General features: G+C 36.8%; 10 protein-coding genes and 1 tRNA gene. 2 read left to right on the forward strand and 9 right to left on the reverse strand.

Annotation, left to right across the window (positions count from 1 at the left end):
• Nucleotides 1-21: 21 nt before the first annotated feature.
• From J4O15_RS07535 to J4O15_RS07575, 9 genes are all read right to left on the reverse strand, one after another.
• Nucleotides 22-105: transfer RNA gene (locus J4O15_RS07535), tRNA-Leu, on the reverse strand.
• Between the two features lie 52 nt (nt 106-157).
• Nucleotides 158-514, reverse strand: coding sequence for a 50S ribosomal protein L20 (gene rplT / locus J4O15_RS07540; RefSeq protein ID WP_009218631.1), 357 nt, complete (start codon nt 512-514; stop codon nt 158-160).
• A gap of 27 nt (nt 515-541) precedes the next feature.
• Nucleotides 542-739, reverse strand: a complete 198-nt coding sequence (rpmI, locus tag J4O15_RS07545; RefSeq protein WP_002603682.1) for a 50S ribosomal protein L35 — start codon at nt 737-739, stop codon at nt 542-544.
• Between the two features lie 28 nt (nt 740-767).
• Nucleotides 768-1,265, reverse strand: a complete 498-nt coding sequence (infC, locus tag J4O15_RS07550; protein ID WP_009218630.1) for a translation initiation factor IF-3 — start codon at nt 1,263-1,265, stop codon at nt 768-770.
• Between the two features lie 304 nt (nt 1,266-1,569).
• A complete protein-coding gene (locus tag J4O15_RS07555) occupies nt 1,570-2,580 on the reverse strand; it encodes an asparaginase (RefSeq protein WP_009218629.1) in 1,011 nt (336 codons plus the stop codon).
• An 82-nt stretch (nt 2,581-2,662) separates the two neighbouring features.
• Nucleotides 2,663-7,360 (reverse strand): N-acetylmuramoyl-L-alanine amidase family protein, encoded by a 4,698-nt coding sequence (locus tag J4O15_RS07560; protein WP_208100318.1) that lies wholly within the window; start codon nt 7,358-7,360, stop codon nt 2,663-2,665.
• Nucleotides 7,361-7,374: 14 nt separating this feature from the next.
• Nucleotides 7,375-14,295 (reverse strand): InlB B-repeat-containing protein, encoded by a 6,921-nt coding sequence (locus J4O15_RS07565; RefSeq protein WP_208100319.1) that lies wholly within the window; start codon nt 14,293-14,295, stop codon nt 7,375-7,377.
• Nucleotides 14,296-14,842: 547 nt separating this feature from the next.
• On the reverse strand, nt 14,843-15,232 hold the full coding sequence (locus tag J4O15_RS07570) for a bleomycin resistance protein (protein ID WP_009218626.1): 390 nt from the start codon (nt 15,230-15,232) through the stop codon (nt 14,843-14,845).
• A 9-nt stretch (nt 15,233-15,241) separates the two neighbouring features.
• Nucleotides 15,242-16,081 (reverse strand): endo alpha-1,4 polygalactosaminidase, encoded by an 840-nt coding sequence (locus tag J4O15_RS07575; RefSeq protein WP_208100320.1) that lies wholly within the window; start codon nt 16,079-16,081, stop codon nt 15,242-15,244.
• Nucleotides 16,082-16,289: 208 nt separating this feature from the next.
• On the opposite strand from J4O15_RS07575, the gene J4O15_RS07580 reads away from it, so the two are divergent.
• On the forward strand, nt 16,290-16,805 hold the full coding sequence (locus tag J4O15_RS07580) for a hypothetical protein (protein WP_208100321.1): 516 nt from the start codon (nt 16,290-16,292) through the stop codon (nt 16,803-16,805).
• 13 nt (nt 16,806-16,818) lie between these two features.
• On the forward strand, nt 16,819-17,040 hold the full coding sequence (locus tag J4O15_RS07585) for a helix-turn-helix transcriptional regulator (RefSeq protein ID WP_208100322.1): 222 nt from the start codon (nt 16,819-16,821) through the stop codon (nt 17,038-17,040).
• Nucleotides 17,041-17,110: the final 70 nt, after the last annotated feature.

Consider the following 17,110-nt stretch of genomic DNA (forward strand, 5'->3'; position numbering starts at 1 on the left):
CTTAATATTCAGATAGATTGATGCAGAAAAAGGGACTTGAACCCTCATGATATTGCTATCACACGGACCTGAACCGTGCGCGTCTGCCAATTCCGCCATTTCTGCTCATTTGCCACATAAATTTTCTTACGTGGCAAGTATAATACAATATTTAATATTATGCAAGCTTAGATTTTGCAAGTTCTGCAATTTTTGAAAATCCTGTCGCATCATTTACAGCTAAATCTGCAAGGATCTTTCTGTTCATATCAACACCTGCAAGCTTAAGTCCATGCATAAGCTTTGAATATGAAAGTCCGTTGATTCTGGCAGCTGCATTGATACGAGCGATCCAAAGCTGTCTGAACTGTCTCTTTCTCTCTTTTCTACCTGCATAAGCACTTGCTAAAGCTCTCATTACAGACTGCTTTGCAATTCTGTACTGCTTTGAACGAGCTCCTCTATATCCCTTTGCAAGTTTTAAAACTCTATTATGTCTTTTTTTTGCATTTAAAGCACCTTTAACTCTTGCCATTTAAAAACCTCCTAACCTTTCGTCAACTTATAGATATGGTAAAATTTTCTTCATAACTTTTGCATTTGTTGCATCTGTTACGATATCTTTTCTAAGATTTCTTTTTCTCTTTGTTGACTTCTTAGTTAAGATATGTGACTTATAAGCTTTATTTCTTACAAGCTTACCTGTTCCTGTTTTCTTAAAACGCTTAGCTGCTGCTCTACTTGTCTTTAGCTTTGGCATGATGAATCCTCCTTTTATTACAATATCTCTAAGCCTTCTTTGCTGATAAAAACATTACCAAACTTCTTCCTTCCGCCTTAGAAGGTTTGTCAATTGTTGCCACTTCTGAAAGAGCTTCGGCAAAATCATCCAATATATACTTGGATTTAAACATTCTTGCCATTTCTCTACCTCTAAATCTTAGTGTAACCTTAACCTTATTACCCTTTTCAAGAAACTTTCTTGCAGAACTGACTTTAGTATTAAGATCATTAGTGTCAATATTTGGAGATAAACGAACCTCTTTTATTTCTATTGTCTTTTGTTTTTTCTTTGCTTCCTTATCTTTTCTGGCAATCTCATATCTGAATTTACCATAATCAATAATTTTACAAACAGGGGGTTTTGCTGTTGGAGCAATAAGAACCAAATCTAAACCTGCTTCCTCTGCTTTTTCCCTTGCCTCATTTATTGAAACTACACCTAACTGTTCACCCTCTGATGAAATAAGACGAACTTCTTTAACCTTAATCTGTTCGTTAATCAATTGTTCGCTAATACCTTTATACCTCCATTTTCTTTACCAATATAAAAAGGCAGATAGAAAACTATCCGCCAAATAAGCATTTTAATCAAAAACAAAATGTCTAACAAAAATGTTTATATGAACCAAAGTCACTCCTGTGCTAAGGTGAGGCGAACCTGCTTTCTTTCAACATTGTTTATATTATCAGCTTTCTATATGTTTGTCAATTGTTTTATTTAAAATATTTACAAAAACACTTCTGGCTAACAACTATAAACATAAAATTTACCAAGTTTCAATATTTTTTGCAAAGCTGAATTAAAACCTATAATCTCTCAAAAGCACATAGTATATCATAATTTATTTCCTCATAGAAAGCTCTTCTAAGGTCAGGGTATGAGGAATATCTTTTCAGTAAAACCATCAGCTTTGTAATGGTGGCTTCCAAGGTCATATCATAAGCTTCTATAAGATTGAAATCCTTTTTTATCTTTTGTCCGACCTGATAAATCTCCATATTTGATCCCTCATTTACCACCTGAGTCGCCATAACTATAAATTTTCCCATCTCCTGCCATTTTTCCATCTCCCCGTAAAACTTATCCAGCATATTTTCAGGAATTCCACCCACACCGAAACTCTCTATAATAATGCAATCATAGTTTTCAAACAGATATGCAAGCATATCCTCCTTCATACCCGGAATCATCTTTAATACACATACCGAATCACTGAGTTCTATGAAAAATCTGACTCTTTCCCTCATAGGTATATATGGTATATATCTGATTATATGTTCCTCCTGTATTCTTGCAAGTACAGGAAAGTTTACACTGTGAAATGCATTAAAGGATCTTGCCATCATCTTTTTTGCTCTTGTACCGGCGATTACATTACCGTCAAAGACCAGAACAATATTTTGAGAGTAATCATCACATGCATAAAGAATACTGTCTCTTAGATTTACCTTTGCATCCGTACCGTCTATATTTATTGGCTTTTGTGCTCCCGTGATAACTATAGGCTTTCTGGAATTTTGTATCATATAACTAAGTGCCGCTGAGGTATATGCCATGGTATCCGTTCCATGAAGTATAACAAACCCGTCATAGGAATCGTAATTTTTTTCTATTGTTCTTGCTATATCCTGCCATACTGCAGGAGTTATATTGGTCGAGTCTATATTGCAAACCTGAAGTACATCTATCTCACAATATTTTTTTACTTCAGGCACAAAGGTTAAAATCTCAGGTGCCGAAAGCGCAGGAGATAATCCCTCTCCCATCTGCTTTGACGCAATAGTTCCGCCTGTACCTATTACTAAAATCTTCTTCATATAATACTTACTCTCCTTATAAAAAACGCCCCGTGGACGGGGCGTTTGTGATTAACCTTATCAGCTTGAGCTTTTAAAGCTTTTATTGCCATACTCCTTCGGCATTTACATTATATCCGTCAGGCGTACTCTCATTTATGTACATAGAGCCGAGGGATCTCACTCCCTTCTCACCATAATTCCAATGACCTGTTACACTGTCAAAGAACCATGTCTGAGCAGGAGGGGTAGGATTAAAGAAATACCACTTTCCATCTATCTTATTCCATGAAATAAACATATGTCCGTCATTTTTATCAAGGAAATACCATCTTGCATCCTGTGAATCATAATGCCAGCCCTTAACCATCTCACCGAAAAATCCGTTATGATCCATTGAAAGATAATACCATTTATCAGTATTTTTATCAAGAAACCATCCGCTGTTCATAATACCGTCTTCTTCAAAATGGTACCATTCTTCCTTGGTTTTACCTTCATAAGTATAGCTGAGTTTTTGCCATCCCTTTACTCTCTCACCATTGTTTAACTTAAATATCCATTTAGAATTGTCAAGATTACTTGAAGCCTCTTCAGGATTTATAAGCTCCCAGTTTCCACTGCTTCCTACAACTACAGGTGCTGTTGTAGACAATGAATTGGATTTGCTTCTTCCTCCGCCTGAGCCTCCGGAGCTACTTCCTCCTCTGCCTGAGCTGCCTCTATTTGAATTACTTGGTGCACTTGGTGAAGGATTATCACCGCTCTTTTTACCTGTATTTTTTAATGCAAGCTCCAGTGCATCATAGGCAGCTTTTAATTCGGCTGTAGAAGCTTTTCTGTTTATTTGTGCAAGAACCGCTCTTGCAGCATCTATTGCAGTTTGAAGCATATCTGTGTTTGCAACTCCCGGTAGCTCAATATTTGCTTTTTGTATAAGTTTCTCCAAATCATCAACAGCCTTGCTTCTGTCCGCTCTGTCATTTGAAAAATACAAATAAACTGTGGCATCTGCAAGTACTCTTGCAGTTGTGTCGGTAGGTACAAAGGAATTTCTGTCATCACTTATGCCTTCATAATGCCATGTAATACCATTATTATCTACATACTCTCTTGTAAGATTTGCTGTGTATAAAGCCGAATAATCTTCTATCACCTTTGTAGATGCAATATGAAGTGTAGAAACAAGACGATTATCTCTTGCATCTCTTACAATGACCGTTTTCACATCATCAGGAAGAGTATATCCGAATCCGTATGTTGAACCGTTTAAAACAGTAAGTGTAAAATCACCTGTATATGAGGTTGACGTAAAGTCCACTCCTGTGTAAAGATTTATCACCGAGCTGCCTGCATTTGAAGGTGAAGCAAAACTTCCTCCAAGTTCATAGAAGGCATAATTTCTATTACTTAAAAGTGCTCCTGTTTCGATATTTACATCAAAGCTTATATTCGCTCCGCTTGGATCTGTATAATTCTCCCATATACCTGTAGCCGGATTTTTCTTTTGAATATTAAATGTTATTAAAAATACAGGTCTGAAGCTGTCATCAGTTTCTGCTGCAATTTCATTTCTTGTAGCTGTAGGCATACTTGACTTTATAATCTGAATTCTGAATTCACCACTGTCATTTACCATAGGGTATATGACACCGACATCCTGATTTGAATTCAAATTGTCAATATAATCCTTAGCCCAGGTATTTCCTGTAGGTGAAGCAAATACACTTTGTATGGTAACCGGAACATTAGGCATATTAAATGAAATTCTGTCACCAAGTATTGTGTAGTTTCTGATACCTCTTACCACATTCCATGCTTGGAATATATTACTGTTATTATCTAAAGGTGCAGCCTTTATTTCAACATGTGTTCCCTCTGCTACTCCCTGTAGAGGATTTGCTCCTGTAACATTATTTCCGTTAAAACGAAGGAAACTGTACTGTGGAGTGGCATCTGATATCAATGTAATATCATTGTTTGAATTTCTTATAGCTAAATTTGCGGTACTTACAACTGTAGGTACTGTATCCGCCTGTCTTGTTAAAGGATCAGTATTTGTTCCGGTAGGTCTTGCAACTATTTGGAAATTCACATCCGGATCAAGATTATCAAACACAAGATTGCTTCCTGTAGGTGTTGTAAACGGATATACCACTCCACCCGGACCTATAAGTGCATAATCTGTATTTGCAGACAGTGGTTCTATAGTAATTTTTGCCTTTCCTCTGTTGCTTGGATCCACCTCAACCAAAGGATTTACGGTGGTCGGTATAGTTGCACTTGCAGGTGCTGAAACATCAGTGCTTGGAATAGGGTTTCCTACTGATATAACCGCAGTAGGTAATGCCGTATATACCTGATAGTTTTGTCCGGGTGTCAATGCAGGATCATTTATTTCACCACCTGTTGAAACCAGATTTGCACCATTTGTCTCACAGACTACATTTCCTGTAGCAGGATCTACCACCACATATCTTAGTCTTGTATCAATAGTTGACGGATCTATCTGTATTGAAGGTGTAGCATTTCCCGGATGAAGCTGTCCGCTTGATACAGGTGTATTTGCCGCAAGTGCACTTACAGGCTGTGCAAATGCTGTGAAAGTCTGCCCGTTTAAACTGTTGATAGGCGTTGTGGCATCTATAGGATTAAATGTACCGTCATACCACTGTATTGTGTATCCTGCATCCGGAGTAACGGCAGTATATGCACTGAGTGATCCGAATGTGAGTGCAACAGGATTTCCGCTTGCATCCACATTTGCTATCTCCGCATCCTGACCTAGCGGAAGAGGACTTATATGACTTCCGATATTAAAATGATAATGATTAAACTTATTAGGTTCTTTTTCAAATACCGCTTTTAATGTTATCGTATTCTTACTGTTTGGTATACCTGTGAGAGTCTGTGTTGTTCCGATATTCAAATTTACCCTCTGAGTACCGAGGTCTGCACCTGTTTCCCAATGATCAAATTTATATCCGGCATTTGGAACAGGATAATAAATCATATCGGAAGGATCTATATTGACATCATATGTGCTGCTTCCGACTGTATTTATTCTTGACAGATTGATTGCAGTATCCGTATTTACATCATAAGTTGCAGCTGACGGATTATTCGCCACTCTGATGCTTCCACCTGCTCCGTTTATCGGTATAAGTTGAACTACAGCGGTAGGATCAACGGAATATGTTACAACAATTTCCTTTGATTCTATAGGACCTGTTGCCACCGTTGTAAGATCAAAAAACGGATTTGCACTTGTCCAGCTTGAATCAATACTTGCTATGGCTGTCTGATATGAACTTCCCCATGTAGCTGTACCGCCGTTTAATTGTGCTTTCGGATGATCTGTTGCACCATATCTGTAATTTGGAACCTCAGGTACAGGTATATGAATATCATACTGACCTGCATTATACCCTGCCTTTATATCAAGATATATTGCCTTTCCTGCTCCATCCACCTCTTTGTAAATATCACCATTATTCAAACCTGTTGATGATGTAGGATATGCTGTACCGTTTTCCAGACCTGAAACTATTTTATCGGTAATATCATTACCTCTGTCATCCACATACTTCACCCTTAATGTGGTTTCAAATGTCGGATTAATATAATACTTATATGTTATCTTTACATCCTGGTTCGGCATATTACCCTTTATCTTACCCGGATCGGTAGCCGCATTTACAGGATTTGCATTAATCCTTGTATATGTTCCCGCTGAAGTGGTAATATCATTTGTTAACAATGTATCATTTGCTGCGGCATTTCCGGCTGCAATATTTCTCTCACTGTCAATATAGTTTATTTTTACTTCTTTTAAAATATATCTGGCTGCACCGCTTGAAGCATCAAGTAAATTCTGATTAGGATTTATATTTTTTGTCTCTACATCAAACAATGCATACTCGGTATATGTTCCTCCCGCTCTGTTCATTCTTTTTGATAAAGTAGTCAAAGCATTATCCTGATATATCTCATCCACTACCTGCAATGTCTTTTTTATATCACGATTTACCTCATAATTAAATGTAATATTCGTGTCCTTATTAACCATGGTTCCGCTTACATTAAAGTCTGCATCCATAGAAAAACCTGCAGCACTTGCATTAAAACCTGTAAAAGCTGTTGTAGTTCCATGATCAAAGAATTTAACGGTATCATCTACATTTGTATTTGTTATCTTAAATCCCTCAGGAATAACAGGTGACTGAGGAATACTGTCAAGTACATGCTGTGATGTGGTTGTATCGGCAGGAATACCGGGTACATAAACACCTGTTGCCGACTTATACTCTACTTTTAAATCATAGGTCTTTAAAGGATCTGCACCCAGCTTTGCATAATATGTTCTTTCAGTCTGAGGAAAATTGACACTGTCCATCCTCCATAGATCAAATCCGTTTTCTTTTGCACTGCTCCAGCTGTTTATAACATATCCGTCAAGCCCCATTACATCCCATGTCTTGCCGTCCAATGTCTTTGTATTATCAAATGTTCCGTTATTTGGATTGCCGGTAACAGGATTTACAAATGGCAGATATACAAAATGATTGCTTGTATCCACCACCATACCGTGGAAGTTCCCGCTTCCGTCATCTATTAAAGTGTTTGATGCACCACCTGTAATATCCACATTTGAAACAATATTTTTTATAGAAGGATTTAAGTCCGTAAAATTAAATTTAATATGAGTCGTGGTAGCAGCCCATGCCGGCAATGTTGCCAGCTGAGTTACTATCATTGTTCCCGTCAACAGGGAAGCAATTTTTCTTTGTATTCTTTTCATATTTCTCTCCGATATCACTGAATCCTTTCACCATTGGCATTTACCAAAAAGCCGTCAGGTGTTTTTTCATTTTCATACATTGAGCCATATGGTCTGGAAGATGTAATTATATAATCCCATCTCATATCAGCGGCATTCCACTCATATGTAGGATTTACTACATCCTGATTAAAAAAATAGTTCTTTCCGGAAATATTTTGCCATCCGGTAAGCATTGCACCGGAATTATCCAGATAATACCATCTTCCATCCTGTGAATCCCTGTGCCATCCCTTTGTCAATGCACCATTGTTTTCATCCATGTAATACCATAGATTTGTATTGCCATCCAATACCCATCCGTGAACCATCTGACCTTCGAATTCACCTTTTGCCGTATTCATATAGTACCAGTTCTTTGTAGAAGGATCCTGTAGCCATCCGGTAACCATTGTTGACTTTGAATCAAAGAAATACCATCTGCTGACAAGATTTCCGTTTTTATCAGGTATCTGTATCTTACCCCATGAAGAGTTAAGCGGGAGTCCGCCATTTAGCACAAAGCTCCAACCTCCTGTCACAGGATTAATCTCCCATTTGCCGTCAGTTCCAAGCACAAAGCTTGTCACATTACTTCCTTCCAGTGATGCCTTGTTCTTTGCAGTATTTTTCTCTCCCGGCGTCAGAAGGATTGAACCTCTACCTGCTGAAGAATTTCCGCCTCCGCTTGAACCTCCGGTTCTTCTTACTCTGTCGGCAGCTCTTCCAAAAGAAACATCTCTATACTTATTTATTATCTCAAGCAAGCCGTCTATAGCCTTTTGTAATTCTTCATAGTTTGCCATTCTTCTGTGGTCAACACCGTCTTTATCCGGTATATCTCTTGCCCAAGCCAGTATATCCATAGCTTCCAATATCTTAGCTTTGATCTCATCTGCTTCTCCCAGCTTCAAATACGGATCATCAAGTAAGGTTTTTGCAGTCTCAATTGTATTTCCAAGATCCACTCTCGCTTTATCTACCTTAGGCTTATTATTCTCATAGTAAGCATATACCGTAGTTGCCTTTGTAATGGCTGTATCAGGTTTAAATACTGAGAATGAACTCTCTTTCTTTGACCAGTTTTTATAATTATATTCAACACCGTAAATATCCTCAAAAGGTGTTACAAGATTTCCGGCATTTTCTCCGTCAGCATAAGCTTGTATAAGAGAGTAATCAAGCGAATAATATGTATCCTCTACAGCTTCTTTTCTTCTTACTTTAAATCTGTGATAGAAATTCCTGCTTGTATCATTCAAATATTGATAATCAAGTACAGGCTTATTGTCTACAAATACTACCTTAAATATCTTTGAGTAAACAACTATATAGGTATGATTTAAATTAGCATTAAACTTAAACAGTCCGGCATTATTGTCAAGGTCTCCGACATAGCTTACTAAAACAGGTGTTCCTGTGGTTACATCAAAGATTTCGTAATCAAGCTGATCCGTATCCGCTGCCGGAAGCTGTCCGACTACATCAATGCTTGCATTGGATGCTGTAGCTCTTCCGACCTTTCTTCCGTCCACATAGCGCTCAAGCTCTATATCAAGTGCATAAGCTGCTGTATAAGCATCAGGATGATCCGTTCCCGAAACAGAAACAGGTTTTACCAAGTTACTTTCTGCATTACTTGCTTCTCTTTTTGAGAATATTACTCTGTAATCAACCTTTGCACCGTTTATGCCGATTAAAGATTGATCCTGAGGTGTTGTAAACTCATGTGCAAGTGCCGGTATCTGATTCGGATTAAGTCCGAACTCTCCTACCGCGCCGCCTCTTATCTCCTCATCGGCATCCGCATCATCAGCTGCTACTTTAGGTAAATCATATACTGCCTTAAATACAATATTTGAATTTGAAAGTGTAAATGAATAATCATTGGAAACTATCTTTCCGGTAACTCCTACAGCTCTTCCTGCAAGAACCTGCCAGTATTTAAAGTTATACCCTGAAGCATTTACAGGATCGGCATGAAGATTTACAAGATCTCCCGCCCTTGCCTCACTAAAGCTTTCTGATTTAACCGTATTTGCTCCGACCATTACAACTTCACCATTTATAGCCTCTACAATATATTTAGGCGCATCTGCCATATCTCCGGGATTTGCAATAATAGTATTTCCATCAGGTAATTTACTAAGCGGATTGGAAATAGATGTATCTCCCTTTTTCCTTGCCACAACAGTATATGTTTCATTAGGGTTTAGATTATTAAATGTAACTATAGAAGGATTTCCTGATGAACCTATCCATCCGTTATCACTTCCCTGATAATTTAATACATTTCCTTTTTCATCAATAAGAGCATAATCCGCATCCGTGTCGGCGGGATTTATTACAATCTGAGCCATTCCCTCATTATCAGGATCATAACCTATGCTGTAATTATTCTCCACTGTAGGAATATATGTATCTATAGGTGATGAAATAGAGCTTCCTGTAATAGTTGATGTCTGATTTCCGACTGTTGCAATGGTATCAGGTGTACCCTCCTGTACATCATAATGTGCTCCGGGGATCAAATCAGAAACATTGGTAATACTTCCTACGGAATTTCCTGTCACAACTGCAACAATCTTTCCGTTCTTATCGCTTATTACATATACATTTCCCGGTTTAGTACCATTTATTCTTATCTCACCGCTTCCGTCACTTCCAAGATGACCGCTTGGAATTATGGAACCTATGGTAAGTCCCCATATAACCGGATCTTTTGAGAAGTTAGCATAGTATGTAGCATGATTTGTCAGGGAGGAATTTACAGTCATTATATTGTTCGCACTGTCACTCCATGATGCGAAATTATAGTTTGCTACAGGAATAGTGCTCGGTAAATCATTTTGTATCTGCCCCCATTTATAATCAAAAGGTTTATGCAATGTAGTCGGTGTAGTAACACTTCCATTTTCATTTGCGGCAAAGTTTATATCGATCCACATATCCGGATCTTCTACAAATTTTGCAAATAATGTAAGCGGCGTACTTCCGATTGGCAGAGGATCTGTCGGTCCGACAGGTATTGTAGCCGCTGCATCCATATACCAACCGTCAAATTTATAATATCTGTTTGCTACTGTAGCGGGTATACTTCCTTGTGCATTAAGCTTATTAAATGTATCCGCCTTCGCATCACCAAGTGCAGTTGAGTCACTTCCAAGATATGTGGTTGGAACTCCGGGTAAAAGTGCACTTATACTCCCTTCATTATTTGGAGTATCCGCAACCATAAAGTTTATAGCTCTCCACTTACTCGGATCTCGACTGAGTTTATAGTCTACACTTATAGGACCTGTAGTGGATATCGGCATTGCTCCGTTTAATGCTCCGTCTGCAGGATTTACCATTCCCCATGTGAATCCTGCCGGATTTATATCGGCAATTGAATTTGCATCCCAAATATATCCGTAAAGCTTATCACCGACTGTAGTTCCAATAGCAGGTATTTGCATATTTGTTATTACAGAACCCGGTGCTATACCGTCAACACTGCTTGCAAGTACACTGTTAGGTACTTCTCTGTCAAAAAATCTACGAACAAGATTATTTGATGAATCAGCCGTATACAGATAAGTTATCTCAACATCCTGATTAGGCATATGTGCAGTGAAATTACCGCTTGTCTGATCATTTAATGTTATAAAACCTGTACTGTTAAGTCCTGTTTTATAATTCGGATATGTCAAATCTTCATGTTCACCTCTAATTATGTTAAAGGATGTGTAATCATATCCTGTAATTGATGTATCAGGCTGACTTGAAAAAATCTGTTCAGCATTTAGCGCTCCGCTTTGATCGGCTGCCAAAGTATTTCCCGCACTGTCACGGTGATGAACAGTGTAGTTAAATGTAATGCCCGGATCAACTTTATAGTGGTATGTCAAATCAACGCCAACCGTATTCATAGTGGCGGCAACACGACCTGTAGTAGGATTTACATTTCCCGCCGCATAAGGATTAAGTACTCCTGTATTAAAGGTATATCCTGCAATGGATGTAAGCGGATCCTTTGTTATCGGTTGAGTAAAGCTGTATGTAACAGGTGGTTCCGTTCCAAAATCTATCGGCAGAGTCATATTTGAATTCTTATGTGTTACCGTAAAATTATGTAATGTGGTATCAGGTGTCCAGTTTGCATATAAATATACATCTCCTGAAGTTGTAGGTGCCGGGAATGTTGCAGGAGCTCCTACACCGGTAAATGCTGTTCCGTCAGTATCTGTGCCTGCCAAATATTCTCCATCACCATCTGTATCTATATATGTTGTCCAACCTGCAAAATTATAACCGTATTTTGCAGGAGTCGGTATTACCCCAAGAGTTGTGGCAGTAGCACTGCTGCTTACACCCTCTTCCATAACGGCTATATTATTTCCGCCCTTGGTATCAAAATGATAACGAACAACATTCTTTTTAAAGTAAACCGTAATATTTACAGGAGTTGTTCCCATAGTACCTATAATATTTCCTGTAGGAATATTTGAAGCATCCTTCTCTGCAAGAACTGTAGTTACAGTACTTGGTACATCCACTCTGTCCAGTACAAAGCCTGTATATGTTCCTGTAAGAGTAGGTAATTTATACTTTATACCCGCACCTGCAGGGAATGTCTTTGTAAAAGGATTTGCATTTACATGTTCTGTGACAGGTATGCTTCCGAAATTCATATCTGAAAACGGTATACTGTTTCCGTCCTCATCCACATAGTTAATATTTATGCTGTAAACAGGAGCTTTAAGATAGGCAACATTTTGAATCTGATTAGCTTCAGCATTTATTGTTGTGCCTGTTCTTACCTGTTGTGAAACATTTCCCGGTGCAATAGTTTGTCCGGCTTTATCAGCCTTTATACTTCCAATCGAATACGGTAAAGCAATGCTGCCTCTTCCTGCAAAATCAAGTACTGTACTTCCCTCGGTATTTGCTGTAGGAAGTCTTGATTCATCAACCTCGTTTACACCGATAGTACCTGTAAACTTCGGTCCCTTCGGTATGTACAAATAATTTGCACCAAGACCGATATTTGCATCTGTTGTAGTGTTTGTAACCGTGTCAGTCGTAGTGTTTCCCGTTACATTTACATTACCGTTTAATGTGAAAGGATATGCTGTAGGTGTGGAACCTGTAATTGCCATGGCATCCTTAAGACTTACCGCTGAGACCTTATTTGTAGACTCATTTCCTGTAATATTTATGCTTCCTGTTCCGGCATTTGCCGCTACTTTTCCTGTACTTCCCACATTTATAGCGGAAGAGGAAGCAGTATTTTGAACTTTATTACCTGTAAGGGTGGTATCAGTCTTTAAATTTAGCTGACCGTCAACTTTAAGTAGAGCACCTGTTACTACTGTACCTGCCGCATCAGTATTTGCCTTATTTCCATCTATCTCAATATTTGTAAGAGTCAAGGTTTTTCCTGCAGGCACTTCAATAAGATCACCTGCAAAATCGTCTTTACGAATCAATTTTTTAATTGTTCCGTCCGGCATATCTGTAGGATGGTCTCCATAATAACCATCTGTATCTGAAACAGTTATTGATGCACCGATTTTATCATAAATACTTGTTTGAATAGTAAGACTCTTTAAATTTGGTGCATTGTTCCAATTAACCGTGGCAGGTATCTGTGTATCTTCCATAACATAGATATATGCCTTTTCAGTTCCGCTTGCTCCTATTGCATCCAAAGCATCCTGTACAGTCTTAAAAGGCTTTGTAATATATCCTGTAGATGCACCGTTTTGATTTCCATATGTAGGATCTACATAATATACGGAAACTCTCATGGAAACCTCAAATGTTGCAGTCTTTTGCTCTCCGGGAGCAAGATCAAAATAAGCTGAAAATGCTGCTGCAGAGTCAAATCCCTGTATCAAAGAATCTCTTGATTTTGCAAAAGCAAATCCCGTATGATAAACCGCAGTATTTGAAGCATCCCATGGTGTCATAGGCCATTGCCCTGCCCAGACTCTTCCGTCTCCCTCCTTTACCTTTACATCAAAATCCGAAAGTTGGTATTTATCACCATTATTTGCCATCATATGAAGATGGGTTCCACCCTGTGTAACAAGAATCGGAGCCTGATCATGATTATACAAAAATGTATCCGACTCATTTCCAATCATAAATTTAACAGGGTCACTTGTAGGATTTAATACGGTATATCTTACCAATAAGTTTTTATCATTATCATCAGGTTTTATCTCCTGACGCACTTCTATCTTAGTTCCGACAGGTTTTCCCGGTACCTGTAACTCTGTTATTCCACCATTATATGTTGCCGGAAATAATTTTACCGGAAACACATTAGGATCGGTTGATTTAAATTTACCTCCACCTATAGGAGCGAAATAGTCATTTCCCTGTAACAAAGCATCATCCGGTGTAATTCCGTCAGTCCTATATGTTACATATGGTGTTAGATATGTAAGAGCCGAATCCGTATCATTTGCTCTCGGTTCTCCAAAACCATAGTATGTAGGCCAATAATCTTTTCCAAAAGCGGTACGAACAGAAGTATCATAGCCCTTTTGTGCACCGCTTCTGGCAGCAACACTGTCATCAATAACTGCAGCAATATTAAATGAGTTTGTATTTCCTATATTGGGAGAGAACATTGATGCACCCTGTGTATATAAATCCGCAGGATCATAGTTTGTAAGCAAACCGGCTAATCCTGTACCCATTTTTTGAAATGTAAAACCTGTAGATTCTGAAGAACCATAGGTAACTCCTGTACTACTGCTGCTATTTGACATATACGGATATCTGTCCGTATCGTTTAATGATGTATTAGGAATAAGTGTACTTGCATTCACACTTAATTCACCCGGAGGTGTTCCGCTTGCTATCATTAAAAAGGATAACAGACCTGCCAAAAGTCTTTTACCCTTATTACCGTTCTTTTTCATATATCACCTCTATTTGTTTTTTCATACAAAATAAAATCACTATCCAGTTCATTCCTCCGTTAAAATATAAAGAATATAAAATCTTATTTATTGCACTTGAAATAAGAGTTTCATACCTAGCCCAAGTAATCCACCCCCGATTTTAAATTCTCTATCATAGTATTGTCTATCCTCTTGCATGGACAAACCGCCCAATAAATAAAACTCCCGCACTAAGGAGTTGACTGTTTACATGAACCTAGCCCTTTTCCATATAAACAGAGCTTCCATTTTCTTTCTTCTTGCGTTATAGAAAATGAAAAATAATTGATTTCCCCTACACCTCCTTATGACAAAATTTGATTTTTTAAAATCCATACTATTCTACTATATTTTACTTTGTTTTTAAACTGTCAAATGAGACATAAAAAAATATTTTCTTAAGATTGTATTAATTTAATCGTCGTTATATTTTTTTATTTGTCAGTAAACAACAAAAAATCATATGAATGACTATTTGATTCATATGATTTTTTATAATGTATTTCGCTCAATAAAAATATTCGGCTTAGTCTGTAAACCTTAACAGATATCCATCCGGATCCTGTATAAGGAATTCATTTTGACATATATCTTCCCCATTGCATTTATAGATATTTTTCTTTAATTCTCTAAAAGGCTTTATACCCAGTTTTATTATTCTATTATACAGGCTTTCAACATCATCAATATTCATTTCAAAATTTACTCCTCTGCCATATGGAAAAACAAGTTCACCGGTGTTCCATGCACCGTTTTCCTGTTCAAGCATAAGCTGATTTCCTTCCTTAGAAATAAATATAAATAAGTCTTCCACTCTTTCATACTCCAATTTAAATTCTAAAACTTCCAAATAAAATTTCTTACTTATTTCTATATCAGACACTGTCAGTTCAGGTATCAGTGAATTAAATTTCATTCTATCTCCTTATTTTAATTCCAATTCTTTGGCATTATACCAATAAAAACCGTTTTCATTACAGTAATTTTCAATTTCCTTTATTAAATTACTGTTTGCACCGTATTCTATAAGATATACTTCCGGTATATACTTTTTTACATTAGACAAATATTCCTTAAAATACTCTCTGTCACTCTCATCCTTTTCCTTATATGTTTTATTTTCAAAATCTATATCTGTAAAAACACATTCCTGATTTACACCGTCAAATAATTCTGTTGCAGTTTTATTCTCAATGCACTTGCTTACAAATGTATCTCCTCCATTGATTATAATATCAATCTTATATTTTTTTGTCATATTTAAGCTCCTTAATCCCTGCAATATAGAAGAAAGTCCGTTAAATATCTCTTCATTCGGATAATAATAGTATACATCACAATTATCTATAAAAAACCCGTCAAAACCCTTATCCACAATATCTCTTCCAAGTTTATCCACAATTAACTTTTGCCAGGCAACATCCGATACATCCATCCAATATTCATCTTCCCAATTCTCATATAGACCAAGAGTCTTTTCTTTAAACTCATTAAAATACGAACGATATTCTTCCAGTGAGCCTATATTAAGATAGGCATATATTTTTTCATTTGTTTTATGAAGAGATTCCACACCGCCTATATCAATTGATGCAGGTTCTACAACCACCACATTATAGCCTTTTATTTTATCAATATTATCAGCACCAATAAATACACCATAATCTTTTTTCATTTGTTTTACTTTACTAAATCTGTAGATTAAAAAAAATATACTTAAAATACATATACATATAAGAACTGTATTAATTACAATCTTTTTCATAATCAAATATCTCCTTATACTTTAAAAAATGTGTAAAAGCTGTTATTTATACTTTTATAATAATATCTTAACAGGCTGCTGTCAAATATTCTACAATATATAAAATCAAATATACCCAATAAAAAGCAAAATATATTTGACATAAAGTAAAGAAAGATGTATATTATAGGTGTAATATATATTTGACAATATGTCAGGAAGGAGTTTTATGAGTTCATATCAAATAGGTTTATTATTTGGATTTACAATTGGTCTTATTGTTACTTTAATTTTTGCTATAAAGCAAAAGAAAAGGACGGAATATGACGAAAGACAGATGAGTATTCGTGGGAGAGGATATTGCTATGCTTTTATCACCATGACGGCATTAGGATTTACATATGCTTATATACAAGAAGAGATACCATTACCTGTATCACCCGGACTTGTTATAATTATAATACTTTTTTTATCAGGCACTGTACTCAATGCATATCTTATCTTTCATGATGCTTATTGGGGGTATAAATACACCAATTTTGTAAAATACATATTTATTTTTGTCACATTATTTTTACTGAATCTTTTTATGACAGTAAAATCAGTAGTTGATCACAAAATGTTTCAAAATGGAATACTTGGGCTTAGCGAGGGCTTATATCCTGTATTGACCGTCTTCTTTTTACTTTTGATATTGAATATATTGCTTAAAATGTTTCTTGATAAGCATAGAAAAGATGACTGAATGAGGTATGAAAATGAAAAATCTAAGATTAAAATCCGCCAGAGCAGCTAAGGATCTCTCGCAGCAACAACTTGCTGAAATTGTAGGCGTAAGTCGCCAGACTATAAATGCAATTGAAAAAGGGGATTATAATCCCACCATTCGACTCTGTCTATCCATTTGCTATGCACTTGATAAGAGTCTGGATGAACTTTTTTGGGAGGAAAATATTGAAAAATCACCTGATACGATGTAATTTCCTTGTTTTAAGTATATAAATATTTATGCCTTGTTATAAGAATATACAGATCTTATAACAAGGCAAT

Origin of the sequence: Lachnoanaerobaculum sp. Marseille-Q4761, assembly GCF_017565785.1 — a bacterium.
Taxonomy (GTDB): Bacteria; Bacillota; Clostridia; order Lachnospirales; family Lachnospiraceae; genus Lachnoanaerobaculum.